Raw genomic sequence first — 12,482 nt, 5'->3', positions numbered from 1 at the left:
CCACGGCTCACCAGAGCTGCGCGAAGTTGACCGCGACGGTCTCGTTGGACTGGTCGATCGCCGTGAAGCCCGAGCCGTTGACGCTCGCCGTGTTGTTCTGGTTGGACGCACCGGAACCCGTCGCCACCTGCTGCGTGGTGGTCGAGTTGCCGCCGTTGTATCCACCGACACCGCTGCCGCCGACCGTGGCCACGGTCGCGTTCGATCCGTCATTCGCGAAGGAACCGTTGTTCGCGACGGCGACACCCGAGAGGAGAGCGGCCGCGAGAGGCAGGGCGGCAACGGCTGCGATGACACGGGCGGTACGGATGCTTGCCATGTGAAGTCCTCCAGGAACTCAAATACGGCTTTTTCCAGGGCAGTTGGCCGACTGCCTCAGCGATGGTCACGACGTCGCGGGATCAGAATTGCCCACCGAATCCCCGGCGAACCAGCCCGGAGCCACTTATTCCCCCTCAAGCGTGAGGACATGTCGATAAACACCCTTCACGCCCCCAAAACCCCGGGCCACCCTCCCGCACCAGCAGACCCGCCCCCCGCAAGGGTCGAAGCGGTCCGGCGCATACTCGGCCAATCCGCCCCCCTTCCCTTCTTCGAACGTACGTACGAAAATAAGTGCATGGCCACCTCCGACCGGCGCGCCGCCACCCTGGCCCTCGCCCACGCTCTCTCCGCCGCCGAGCGCGGGCTCCCCGTCCTCCCCCTGTCCCGCACCAAGCTCCCCGCCGTGCGCTCACCGCACCACGACGCCCCCGAGCCGTTCCTGTGCCGGGGCGAGTGCGGGCGCCCGGGGCACGGCGTCCACGACGCCACCACCGACCCCGCCGCCGTGCGGGCCCTCTTCGCCGCCGCCCCCTGGGCGACCGGCTACGGCATCGCCTGCGGCCGTCCCCCGTACCACCTCATCGGCATCGACCTGGACACGAAGACGGACGCCGCCCCGGAGACCGACTCCACCACGGCCCTCAGGCACCTGGCGCTGCGGCACCTCTTCACGATCCCGGAGACGGTCGTGGTGCTCACCCCCAGCGGCGGCCGCCACATCTGGCTGACCGGCCCGCCCGACGCCGTCGTCCCGAACTCCGCGGGCCGACTGGCCCCCGGCATCGACATCCGCGGCGCCGGCGGCTACCTGGTGGGCCCCGGCTCCCTCGCCGCCCACGGCATCTACCGCACCGCGCCCGGCACCGGCCACCTCGCGCCGGCCCCCTGCCCCAGCGCACTGCTCCGCCTCCTCATGCCCCCCACGCGGCCCACCCGCCCCCATGCCCCCACCGGCCGCCGGACGGACGGGCACGGACGCGGCCACGGCCTGGTCCAGTTCGTACGGGCGGCCCACGAGGGCCAGCGCAACACCCGCCTCTTCTGGGCCGCTTGCCGCGCGTACGAGAACGGCATCGGCGAAGGCCTCGCGAACGCGCTGACCCGAGCGGCGGTGCACGCGGGCCTCCCCGAACGCGAGGCCCGCGCCACCATCGCCTCCGCCGCCCGCCTCTCGGGGCAGAGGGCGGGGTTGCAAAGCGTCGCATTTCAACCAAATAGTGAGAAACTGGACCAATAAGCCACTTCCCGCGACGGCGGAATCGCCGACGCGGGACACCTGCCCAGAAGCGGGACACCTGCCCAGAAGGTGATGGACATGGGCGCAGGCAAGAAGATCAAGCACACGACTGAGACGGCCCGAGGTAAGGCGAAGGAAGCCACCGGCAGGGCGGTCGGCAACGAATCCCTCGAAGCGAAGGGAAGGGGAAAGCAGGCCAAGGGCGACGCGAAGCAGGCAGTGGAAAAGGGCAAGGACGCTCTCAAGCACTGACCTCCGGCGTCGGCGGTCGACCGACAGGCAGCATGCCGGAAGGGGGTGCCTCCGAGCCGGAGACACCCCCTTCCTAAGGCCCGTGGTTTCAGGCCGCCATGCACAAGCATGCGAAGCCGTCCCCATGCGGCGCGATCAACGTTTTCCAGTCACACCTCTGTTGTGATGGCTGGTTCTGATGCAATGTGGTGATCGGAGACGCCCTCGACCTTCCCCCAGGCGGAGGTGCCGCCCGCCGGCCCCGCCTGCTGCTGCGGGCGGGGCCGCGCCGTCCCTCCCGACCTCCCTGCGGGAGGGCCGACGGCTGCCCGCATGCCCCTCCGTCCACGCGTCCACGTGAGCCGACTTCCGAACCCGAACCCGGCCATGAGATGTCCGATCCGGTGCGTGGCATCAGAATGGGCGCTATCTACTGTTTCTGCCGGATCGGAGACAGCCCATGAAGGACCTCAAGTTTGAGCAGAAGCGCTCGCTGTCACGCCTTGATGCGGCTGATCAGCTCATGGCGTTCGCGACCGCGCTGAGGGAAGGCGGGGATGCCGAACTGGAACTCGGCCCGGGGACGCTGAGCCTGCGGATACCCGACGAGCTTCGCAGCGAGATAGAGGTCGAGGTCGGCGACGGAGAGATCGAGCTGGAAATCGAGTTCAAGTGGCCGACCGCACTCAACCGCGCAGCTCCGTCGCAGGCGGTGGCAGGGACAGGAGAGGCCCCGAAGAAGCGGAAGAGCGCGCCCGCCAAGCCCCGGCGGAGCGGCACCGGCAGGAGCACAAGCACAAAGCGGTCCACCACAAAGACGCCCTGAGCCGCGTCAGGACCCTGGGCCGGCGACCACGGCCGCATGCCGCGGGGACGGACCGCCGCGAACAAGCCCGGCCGGAAGCCGCGCGGCGCTCAGCCGCCGGGTCGGCCGCTGAACGCAGAAGGGGCGTCTCCGCGCCGAAGACACCCCTTCTGACCTGTAACTACGTTGAGCTGTGCGGTGGGTGTGGGATTTGAACCCACGGTGACATCGCTGCCACGACGGTTTTCAAGACCGTTCCCTTAGGCCGCTCGGGCAACCCACCCTCGCGCCACCGGAATGCCGTGACGCGACGAACAGCCTAGCCGGTCACCCGTCGTCGCCCTCTCGCTGGCCCAGGGTGACTTCGGCCGTCGCCGTCTTGCCCTCGCGCTCGTACGTGAGGGTGACCTTGTCGCCCGGCTTGTGGGTCCAGATCTCGCTGATCAGGGTCGGGCCGCTGTCGATCACGCGGTCGTCGAGCTTCGTAATGACGTCGCCCGCCTTCAGGCCGGCCTTGCCCGCCGGGCTGTCCGCCGGGACCGCCGGGGTGCCGCCCGTGCCGCGGTCCGCGACGACCGCGCCGCCGTCGCTCTTCGGGTCCATGGAGACCGTGGCGCCGATCACCGGGTAGACCGGCTTGCCGGTCTTGATCAGCTGCTGGGCCACGATCTTCGCCTGGTTGACCGGGATCGCGAAGCCCAGGCCGATGGAGCCCGCCTGGGACTGGCCGAAGCCGCCCGTGCCGGCCGACTGGATGGCCGAGTTGATCCCGATCACGGCGCCGCTCGCATCGAGCAGCGGGCCGCCGGAGTTGCCCGGGTTGATCGACGCGTCGGTCTGCAGGGCGCTCATGTACGAGGCCTTGCTGTTCTGGCCGTCGCCCGAGGCCACCGGACGGTTCTTGGCGCTGATGATGCCGGTGGTGACCGTGTTCGACAGGCCGAAGGGCGCGCCGATGGCGATCGTCGAGTCTCCGACGGCGACCTTGTCGGAGTTGCCCAGGGGCAGCGGCGCAAGGCCGGACGGGGCGCTCTTCAGCTTCAGTACGGCCACGTCGTAGCCCTGCGCGCGGCCGACCACCTCGGCGGCGTACTTCTTGCCGTTGGAGAAGGTGACGGACAGTTCGCCGCCGTCCGCCGCGGACGCCACCACGTGATTGTTCGTGACGATGTGGCCCTGTACGTCGTAGACGAAGCCCGTTCCCGTGCCGCCCTCGCCGTCGCCGCCCTGCGCGTCGATGGTGACGACGCTCGGCAGCGCCTTGCCCGCGACCGCCGCGACGGTGCCGGGGTCGCGCTTGAAGTCCTTGGTGGTGCCGGACGCGGAGACCGTGGTCGAGTCGGTCGGGCTGTCGTTGCGCTCGGCCGCCCAGTACCCGATGCCGCCGCCGACACCGCCCGCGACCAGCGCGGCCGCGAGCACTCCGGCGACCATGCCGCCGGTGCGCTTGCGGCGGGGGGAGGGCGGGACGGGCGCCGGGGGCGCGCCCCACGCGGGGCCGCCGCTGTCGCCGCTGCCAGCGCCGCCGTAGGGGTGCGCGGGGGGAGGCGGCGGCCAGCCGGCACCGGCTCCGGGCGCCGTGGGGCCGGCCGTGGTCCCCGCCGGCTGAGGCTGCGGGACGGGCATGTACCCGGGCTGCGCCTCGGGCGTGGGCGCCTGCCCGCCCTGAGTGGTGGGGTTGTGCACGGGCTGGGCGGGGGTCGGGTTCGCAGCGGGGGGCGTCGGCTCGTGCCCCTGGCCCGGGTTCGTACCGGTGGAGTCGGAGGCGGGCCCGGGAGCGGCCACCGGCACGGGAGGTGCTGAAGGGGCGGCCGGGACCGCAGTGCCCTCGTTCTCGGTGCTCACAGCTCTCTTCTCCTCGGTCCCACGTCAGTCTCGGTCAACGTCACCACGGTGCAAGTGTCCGCTGTCAGCTTTTCCCACCGCACGTCAGAGGACCGTAAGCGGTTCCTGTGCATCTGCGGAACATCCTTTACACCGGACAAAACGGACGCATCCCCGGGAGGGCCGGCCGGCCGCTCCCAGGACGCGTTTTCCCGCCTACCCATCCACGGTGACACCATGACGCGGTGACTCACGCACGGCAGCACACCATTCAGGTCGTCGCTCACCGCGGCGCCTCCGAGGACGCCCCCGAGCACACCCTGGCGGCGTACATAAAAGCCATCGAGGACGGCGCTGACGCCCTCGAGTGCGACGTACGCCTCACCGCCGACGGGCACCTCGTCTGTGTCCACGACCGCCGGGTGAACCGCACCTCCAACGGCCGCGGCGCCGTCTCCGCCCTCGAACTGGCCGACCTCGCCGCCCTCGACTTCGGCTCCTGGCGGGACAGCGCGGAGTCCCCCGACTGGGACCCGGCCCGCGGCCAGGCCCCCGGCGAGTTCACCTCCGTACTCACCCTGGAGCGCCTTCTGGAACTGGTCTCGGACGCCGGGCGCCGCGTCGAGCTGGCCATCGAGACCAAGCACCCCACGCGCTGGGCCGGACAGGTCGAGGAGCGGCTGATCCACCTGCTGAAGCGGTTCGGTCTGGACGCGCCCGCCGCCGACGAGCCCTCGCCCGTACGCATCATGAGTTTCTCGGCGCGCTCGCTGCACCGGGTGGCGGCCGCCGCGCCCACCGTCCCGACCGTGTACCTGATGCAGTTCGTCTCACCGCGCCTGCGCGACGGGCGGCTCCCGGCCGGCGCGCACATCGCGGGCCCCGGCATCCGGATCGTCCGCAACCACCCGGGCTACATCGCGCGGCTGCACCGCGCGGGCCACCGGGTGCACGTCTGGACGGTCAACGAGCCGGAGGACGTCGATCTCTGCGTGCGCCTCGGGGTGGAGGCGATCATCACGAACCGCCCGAAGCAGGTCCTGTCTCAATTGGGACGCCTCTGACAGCCGCCTGACAGCCGTCACAGGGAGTGCTCCGGCGCGTTCGTTGTGTATTCGATCGTTACGAGTGCGTCATTGACCCGCGCTTGGCCGGTTTCCGGTCCAGGCCATTGGGGCATTCACTCCGTGGCGTGGGGCGAAGGAGGTCTCGGGGGTGGCGTTGGTGGTGGCACAGGAAGTGCCCACGTCGTCGAGCATGGCCGTGCCCCATGGCCCTGCGGGCGTGGGGAAAGCAAGACGCCGTATGCGCGATGAACTGCGCGTCAACGGGGTGTCCGATTCGGTCATCGACGATGCCGTACTGATCCTTTCCGAACTGCTCAGCAATTCCTGCCGGCACGGCAGGCCACTGGGCCAGGCGGAAGTGGGTGACGGCGACATCCGCGCCGCGTGGCGCGTCGACTCGACCGGCAGGCTGACCGTCGAAGTGACGGACGGAGGCGGTCCGACCCGACCGGTTCCGGCCACACCTTCGGTCACCGCGCGCGGTGGCCGCGGGCTCAACATCATCACCGCGCTGGCGCAGGACTGGGGCGTACGGGACAGCGCCGCCGGCGAGGTGACGGTGTGGGCCGACGTCACCGGCGGGCACCGGCGCGAGGACTTCGCCACGCGCGTCGCGGTCCCCGGACTGGACTTCGCCGACCCTTTCGACGACCTCGACTGAGCGCGGCCGGTCCTCGCCGGGACCGGTCCAGCGGCTAGGCTCGCGCCCGACACAGCACTGCCGTGAACGGGAGAAGCCAAGCCATGGCCAAGAAGCGCCCCCAGCCCGCAAGGGGAACCAAGCCGCAGGCCCAGGTCGCCGGCGGGGAGGTGCCGGTCGTCGGGGCCCGCGAGCCCTGTCCGTGCGGTTCCGGCCGTCGCTACAAGGCCTGCCACGGCCGCGCGGCCGCGCACGCCGTCACCGAACTGGTCCAGCGCCCCTTCGAGGGCCTGGCCGGCGAGAGCGACTGGGTCGCCCTGCGCGAGCTGGTGCCCGCCGCGACGGCGCCGCTCACACTGAAGGACGGGCTGCCCGACGGCGTCCCCTCGGTCACGCTGGCGACCGTACTTCCGATGGCCTGGCCCGCCCTGCGCCGCGACGACGGTTCCGTCCTGCTCGGCCTGCAGAACGACACCCCCTCCGGTGACCTCAGCCGCGACCTCGCGGACACCCTGCGGCGCGCCCTGACCGCGGAGCCCGGAACGCCGGTCGCGGCCGAGCGCGCCCCGGCGGACGGTCCGCGCCTCCAGGACCTGCTCGACGCGAACGCGCCGTTCGAGCCGCAGGTGCACTCCGGCTTCGAGTTCTGGGTCCCCGACGCCGAGAACGCGACCCCCGAGGTGAGCGCCTCCCTGGAGCGCGCCAACGCCGCCGCGATCCCCACCGTCAGGCTGACCGGCGTCGACGCCGCGTACTGGTGCGAGACTCCCGACAAGAACCACCTGCGCTGGGTCATGCCGTACGCCGAGGACCAGCTCCTCGACGCGCTCGCCCGGCTGCACGCCGCCGGTACGTCGTCGCTCGGCGAAGGCACCCGTCTGGTCGGCTCCTTCCGCGCGCACGGGCTGATGGTTCCGGTCTGGGACCTGCCGAGCGAGACGACGGCCGAGGACGTCGAGAAGCCGGCGGCGGAGCTCGCCGAGCGGCTCGCCGTGGCCCTCGCTTCGGACGCGCCGCTCACCTCGGAGGAGCGCCGCGCGCGGGGCGGTCTCACCAACCGCCAGGTGACGCTCAGCTGAGAGTGACAGTTTCTGTCGGGCGATCGGTGACTCCGGTCACAACCTCCCTATCAACAGGTAAATCCCTGTCTGAATAGGGGAGATCAAATTTGCCAACCGCAGATCTCTTGTTACCGTTCTAAGTGCCCGGTCGCTGGTGCATCCCCCGTCGCCAGCGGCCGGGTCTTTCTGTATCCCCGTTCCGTCACGTGTCGCATCGACCGGTCAACGGGGCGCAGGCGCCGCCGAGTTGCTACCGGAGCGCAGCAGCAGTGGCCCGTCTCCGGCCGCGGCGAACTCCGAGACGGCGGAATATTCAACGGCTTTTCCGCGCGAAGGCTCACGCGGTGTTTCACACACCCCGGGTTCGTCCTCGGCACTCACCGCGCAATGCATCTGAACAGTGCGGCCGACGGGGCCCATGAGGGTGAGTACGGATCGCAGTTCCGCGCCCGTCGCATTGCGGTAGTACGTACGCGCCCACGTACTGCCGCCCTCGGTCAGCACACAGGTCTGGCCTTCGATGCCTTCCGGAGAGCTGAGCTCGGGACCGCACTGCACGGACGTGCCACCCGGGGAGAGCGGCGAAGGGGCGGACGCGTTCCCGTGGACGGCCGCGCGACCGGTCCCGGGACCGGTCCCCCGGCTGCCCGCGGGAGCCGCCTTGGCGTCGTCGGGTTCGTTCACGGGCTCGGGCTCCGCGGACGCGCCGGCCAGCGGCAGCAGCACGGTGAACACCACGACGGCCACGAGCCCGGTCATGCGGAGATTCAAGGCGGGTCCCACCTGTCGACTGCCCGGAAATTCTTGACGGTGCGCCGAAGATATCGACGGATGACCCGTGCCACGGGAGCCGCGCGCGCGGACGCCCGGAACACTGTCCCGCTCACACCCGTACGAGTGAGCCGGCGGAGGCGCATCGTGAAACCGCCGCCGCCGGCCGACCCGTCACAGGTACGCCGCTCCGGGCCCGCGCCCGATACGCGCTCCGAGGTACGCGCTCCGAGTACGCGCTCCGGGCCCGCGCTCAGTACGCGAGCCGGCTCCCGCCGTCCGGTGCGCCGTTGCTCGCCGCGACCAGCGCGTCCACGACCGCCTCGACGTCCGGCAGCCAGGGCGCGGCCGATCCGGCAATGGGCTCTCCCCTGCTCGAGCGAAGCCGAGAGCTTGGGGCAGGTTCCCGCTCCCACCGCACCTGCCCGGTCCCCGTCTCGGAGGGCGGCAGCACCAGATAGCCGCCCTCCCCGTGGAACCGCAGCGAACTGGGGACCCAGTCCTTGGCGTACAGCAGCTCACCGAGCCGCTCCAGGGAGTACGGGGCCACCAGCAGCGACCAGCGGGTCGGAGTCGCGACGACGGGGCCCAGGCGCATGCCCATGCCGTCGAGCGCCTTCAGCGCGACCGCGCCGGCGACCGCCGGCAGACTGATCGCGCACGGAGCGGCCCCACCGGTGGCCAGCATGACCGGCGCCGCCGGACGGTTGGTCCACCACCAGCGGATCATGCGTTCGTCCGTGGTGGCCGCCAGGAGGCCCGGGTCGAAGGGATGCGCGCCGGGAACCACGCATTCCGGGTCGGGACAGGCACAGGCCCGCCCGGGGCCTCCGCCGCCGGCCCGGCCGCCCGGTGGGCTCAGGCCCACGCCGGGAAGCACGGGCCACTGCCAAGCGGTGGCGCAGGTCAGCGCCGCGCCGAGTTGGGCAGTCCCCTCACTTCGCCGGAACCGGAGCCTGCGTCGCCTTCCGAGGATCTCGCGCATGAGCGCTCGTTCCTTTCCGTTGAACGCCGAGGTCCATATCACACCATGTGTGCATATCTTCACTGAGCGTGCACGTCACGTACTGGCTGCGTACTGGTGGTGCATCGCCGCGTTATTCAGCCTGCGGCACAGGCAGCCCGTCGGGGCCGGGCGTGAAACGTAGCGGAGGGTGGCGCACACATGGCGCTGAACTGATCCGTAGTAGATCCAGCAGACATCCGTTGTTGCTGTCCCGCTACTCGGGGATGGGACGCGGCCCACGGCGGTTGAGACGCCCAGGCCCGCCGCCAGGTTCCAGGGCGGTCCCAACTGCCCCTGGCCATCACCGATTAGGTACCCATCACGGTCGATATGACGCGCTGTCGAACACCCTCAGTCGACCGCAAATTATTGCCGTGTGTGGCATTTTTAGGCCAAGTTGGCTATCCCACAGACACCAAGAGTCCCACGTTGACAATGCTGGACATCCCCTTACTTGTGCGTGTACATGTGGATGCATTGATAGCGGCGCAGAATGACATGGGGGTTTGCGATGCTATTGAGCAAAACGCACCAGCAGGAAAGCCCGCGATCATGAGCGCCCCGCACGTGCCGAAAGTGGCTGGAATCGATCCAGTGGTTCCGCCCCCCGCGCACACTGTCGCGCCTCATCCGTCGACCCCTGCCCCACCCGCCGCCGCCGGCGCGGTGCTGCAGGACCGGCTCGCGGGCTGGGTATCCGACCTCACCACCCTCCACGAACTCACCGAACGCCTGGTCCGCACCCGTACGCTCGACAGCGCCCTGCACGAACTGCTGCGCGCCGGAGCCGCACTCGTGGGCGCCCGCCGCGGCCTCGTCGTCCTGGAACCGGCCGACGGCCTCGGCCCGTCCACCACCGTCGGCCTCGGCCTCGCCCACGCCGACCTCGGCCACATCGAGACCGTGCCGCGCAGTGCCACGTCGTACGGACGGCTCCTCGACGGACTCCCCGGCAGCCCCCGCCCCGACGAGATCGCCCACCCCGACCTCCTCGGCGAGAGCGAACTCGACCCGCGCCACCGCGAAGTCGCCGCCCGCCTCGGGTACGCCGCCAGCTACGCCCTGCCCCTGGCCACCGAAGCCGCCGGACGGCTCGGCGCCGCCGTGTGGCTCTACGACGAACCGGCCGAACCCGGCGAGCGGCAACGGCACCTCGCGGGCCTCTACACGCGCTATGCCGCCGAACACCTCGCCCGTCTCCTGGAACTGGAGCAGGCCCGCCAACAGGTGGCCACCGTCGCCGAAGAGCTGCTGCCCAGCAGACTGCCCCGCGTCGCCGGAGTACGGCTCGCCGCCCGGCACCGCACAGGACCGCACGGCGGCGGCGACTGGTACGACGCCCTGCCCCTGCCCGAGGGGGCCCTGGGCCTGGCCGTCGGCTCCGTCTCCGGATCAGGGCCGAGCGCCGTCGCCGCCATGGGCCGCCTGCGGGCCAGCCTCCGCGCGTACGCCGTCATGGAGGGCGAGGACCCCGTCGCCGTCCTGTCCGACCTCGAGCTGCTGCTGCGCCTCACCGAACCGGCCAGATCGGCCACCGCCCTCTTCGCCTACTGCGAGCCGGCCGAGCGCAAGATCGTGCTGTCCGGCGCCGGACACAGCCCCCCGCTGATCGTCGGCGACCGCCGCACCGAGTACGTCGAGACCTCGCTCTCCGCGCCACTGGGCATGCTCTCCTGCTGGGAGGCGCCCAGCGTCGAACTCTCACCCGCACCCGGCGAAACGGTGCTCCTCTACACGGACGGACTGCTCCAGCGCACCGGCGACCCCATGGACCGCGCCTTCGCACGGCTGCACGCCGCCGCCGCGAGTGTCCCCAGGGCGCTCAGGAACGACCCGGAAGCGATCGCCGACCACGTACTGCGCACCATGCTTCCGAACGGCGCCGACACGGCCGACTCGCCGGACGACATCGTGCTGCTCGCCGCGCGTTTCGACTGATTCCTCACAGTTGTCCACAAGGCCCCGGGCCGTCTTCCCGTCGCACATACGATGGAGGGCGGTCCAGTGTCGTATCGAGGAGACAGTCGTGTCCGAAGAGCTCATGCCGGAGACCCCGGAAGAGACCGAAGAGCCGATCAAGCAGCGGAAGAACGGCCTGTACCCGGGCGTTTCCGACGAGCTCGCCGAGAACATGAAGTCCGGCTGGGCCGACACCGAGCTGCGCGGACTCGAGCCCATCGCGCAGGCCGGGCACACCGCCGACCGCCGCGCCGCCCTCTCCGCGCGCTTCCCCGGCGAGCGTCTGGTGATCCCCGCGGGCAACCTCAAGACCCGCTCCAACGACACCGAGTACGCCTTCCGCGCCTCCACCGAATACGCGTACCTCACCGGCGACCAGACGCAGGACGGCGTCCTCGTCCTCGAGCCGAAGGACGGCGGCCACGACGCCACCGTCTACCTCCTGCCCCGCTCCGACCGCGAGAACGGCGAGTTCTGGCTCGACGGCCAGGGCGAACTGTGGGTCGGCCGCCGCCACTCCCTCACCGAGGCCGAGCGGCTCCTCGGCATCCCCGCGAAGGACGTCCGCGAACTGACCGCCGCGCTGGCCGAGGCCACCGGCCCCGTCCGCAACGTCCGCGGCCACGACGCCGGTATCGAGGCCGCGCTGAAGGACAAGGTCACCGCCGAACGCGACGAGGAACTGCGCGTCTACCTCTCCGAGGCCCGCGCCGTGAAGGACGACTTCGAGATCGGCGAGCTCCAGAAGGCCGTCGACTCGACCGTCCGCGGCTTCGAGGACGTCGTCAAGATCCTCGACAAGGCCGAGGCCACCAGCGAGCGCTACATCGAAGGCACCTTCTTCCTGCGCGCCCGCGTCGAGGGCAACGACATCGGTTACGGCTCCATCTGCGCGGCGGGACCGCACGCCACCACCCTCCACTGGGTGCGCAACGACGGCGACGTACGCTCCGGCGACCTGCTGCTGCTCGACGCCGGCGTCGAGACCCACACCCTCTACACCGCCGACATCACGCGCACGCTGCCGGTCAACGGCGCCTTCAGCGATCTCCAGCGCACGATCTACGACGCGGTGTACGAAGCCCAGGAAGCCGGAATCGCCGCCGTGAAGCCCGGCGCGAAGTACCGCGACTTCCACGACGCCTCACAGCGCGTGCTCGCCGAGAAGCTCGTCGAGTGGGGCCTCGTCGAAGGCCCCGTCGAGAAGGTCCTCGAACTCGGCCTCCAGCGCCGCTGGACGCTGCACGGCACCGGCCACATGCTCGGCATGGACGTCCACGACTGCGCCGCCGCCCGGCGGGAGGCGTACGCCGACGGAACGCTCGAGCCCGGCATGTGCCTGACCGTCGAACCCGGCCTGTACTTCCAGGCCGACGACCTGACCGTGCCCGAGGAATACCGCGGCATCGGCGTCCGGATCGAGGACGACATCCTCGTCACCGAGGACGGCAACCGGAACCTGTCGGCAGCGCTGCCGCGCCGCTCCGACGAGGTCGAGGCCTGGATGGCGCAGGTCAAGCAGGGCTGACGCCACGACGACCGACAACAGCCCACGCG

General features: G+C 70.8%; 12 protein-coding genes and 1 tRNA gene. 8 read left to right on the top strand and 5 right to left on the bottom strand.

From position 1 onward, the window contains the following. Positions 1-7: 7 nt before the first annotated feature. Positions 8-319: a hypothetical protein gene (locus tag ACWIHY_RS11255; RefSeq protein ID WP_454375372.1), complete on the bottom strand. Its 312-nt coding sequence runs from the start codon at positions 317-319 to the stop codon at positions 8-10. Between the two features lie 300 nt (positions 320-619). Here ACWIHY_RS11255 and ACWIHY_RS11250 point away from each other — a divergent pair, with 300 nt between their 5' ends. The 3 genes from ACWIHY_RS11250 (at position 620) to ACWIHY_RS11240 (ending at position 2,618) form a co-directional block, all read left to right on the top strand. Further along, complete coding sequence (locus tag ACWIHY_RS11250) at positions 620-1,561, top strand: bifunctional DNA primase/polymerase (RefSeq protein ID WP_454375371.1); 942 nt, start codon at positions 620-622, stop codon at positions 1,559-1,561. Positions 1,562-1,639: 78 nt separating this feature from the next. After that, positions 1,640-1,813: a CsbD family protein gene (locus ACWIHY_RS11245; protein WP_454375370.1), complete on the top strand. Its 174-nt coding sequence runs from the start codon at positions 1,640-1,642 to the stop codon at positions 1,811-1,813. A gap of 439 nt (positions 1,814-2,252) precedes the next feature. Further along, positions 2,253-2,618 carry an amphi-Trp domain-containing protein gene (locus tag ACWIHY_RS11240; protein WP_454375369.1) on the top strand — a complete coding sequence of 122 codons (366 nt, stop codon included), beginning with the start codon at positions 2,253-2,255 and terminating at the stop codon, positions 2,616-2,618. Positions 2,619-2,793: 175 nt separating this feature from the next. Here ACWIHY_RS11240 and ACWIHY_RS11235 read toward each other — a convergent pair. Further along, positions 2,794-2,880: transfer RNA gene (locus ACWIHY_RS11235), tRNA-Ser, on the bottom strand. A gap of 44 nt (positions 2,881-2,924) precedes the next feature. Then, a complete protein-coding gene (locus ACWIHY_RS11230; protein WP_454375368.1) occupies positions 2,925-4,442 on the bottom strand; it encodes a S1C family serine protease in 1,518 nt (505 codons plus the stop codon). Between the two features lie 224 nt (positions 4,443-4,666). Here ACWIHY_RS11230 and ACWIHY_RS11225 point away from each other — a divergent pair, with 224 nt between their 5' ends. From ACWIHY_RS11225 to ACWIHY_RS11215, 3 genes are all read left to right on the top strand, one after another. Then, a complete protein-coding gene (locus tag ACWIHY_RS11225; protein ID WP_454375367.1) occupies positions 4,667-5,485 on the top strand; it encodes a glycerophosphodiester phosphodiesterase in 819 nt (272 codons plus the stop codon). A 106-nt stretch (positions 5,486-5,591) separates the two neighbouring features. Then, positions 5,592-6,149 (top strand): ATP-binding protein, encoded by a 558-nt coding sequence (locus tag ACWIHY_RS11220; RefSeq protein WP_454375480.1) that lies wholly within the window; start codon positions 5,592-5,594, stop codon positions 6,147-6,149. Between the two features lie 83 nt (positions 6,150-6,232). Further along, complete coding sequence (locus ACWIHY_RS11215) at positions 6,233-7,207, top strand: DUF5926 family protein (RefSeq protein WP_454375366.1); 975 nt, start codon at positions 6,233-6,235, stop codon at positions 7,205-7,207. Positions 7,208-7,411: 204 nt separating this feature from the next. Here the strand turns inward: ACWIHY_RS11215 and ACWIHY_RS11210 are convergent, their stop codons facing one another. Further along, positions 7,412-7,948 carry a hypothetical protein gene (locus ACWIHY_RS11210; RefSeq protein ID WP_454375364.1) on the bottom strand — a complete coding sequence of 179 codons (537 nt, stop codon included), beginning with the start codon at positions 7,946-7,948 and terminating at the stop codon, positions 7,412-7,414. Between the two features lie 265 nt (positions 7,949-8,213). Next, a complete protein-coding gene (locus ACWIHY_RS11205) occupies positions 8,214-8,945 on the bottom strand; it encodes a bifunctional DNA primase/polymerase (RefSeq protein WP_454375363.1) in 732 nt (243 codons plus the stop codon). A gap of 456 nt (positions 8,946-9,401) precedes the next feature. Between ACWIHY_RS11205 and ACWIHY_RS11200 the strand changes: the two genes are divergently transcribed. Both ACWIHY_RS11200 and ACWIHY_RS11195 read left to right on the top strand, forming a co-directional pair. After that, positions 9,402-10,904, top strand: a complete 1,503-nt coding sequence (locus ACWIHY_RS11200; protein WP_454375479.1) for a PP2C family protein-serine/threonine phosphatase — start codon at positions 9,402-9,404, stop codon at positions 10,902-10,904. Between the two features lie 103 nt (positions 10,905-11,007). Further along, positions 11,008-12,453 (top strand): aminopeptidase P family protein, encoded by a 1,446-nt coding sequence (locus ACWIHY_RS11195; RefSeq protein ID WP_454375478.1) that lies wholly within the window; start codon positions 11,008-11,010, stop codon positions 12,451-12,453. Positions 12,454-12,482: the final 29 nt, after the last annotated feature.

It is taken from the genome of Streptomyces sp. NPDC055287 (assembly GCF_053646035.1).
Note: the sequence above shows the minus strand (reverse complement) of the source record. Positions and strands in the feature narration are given on the sequence as shown.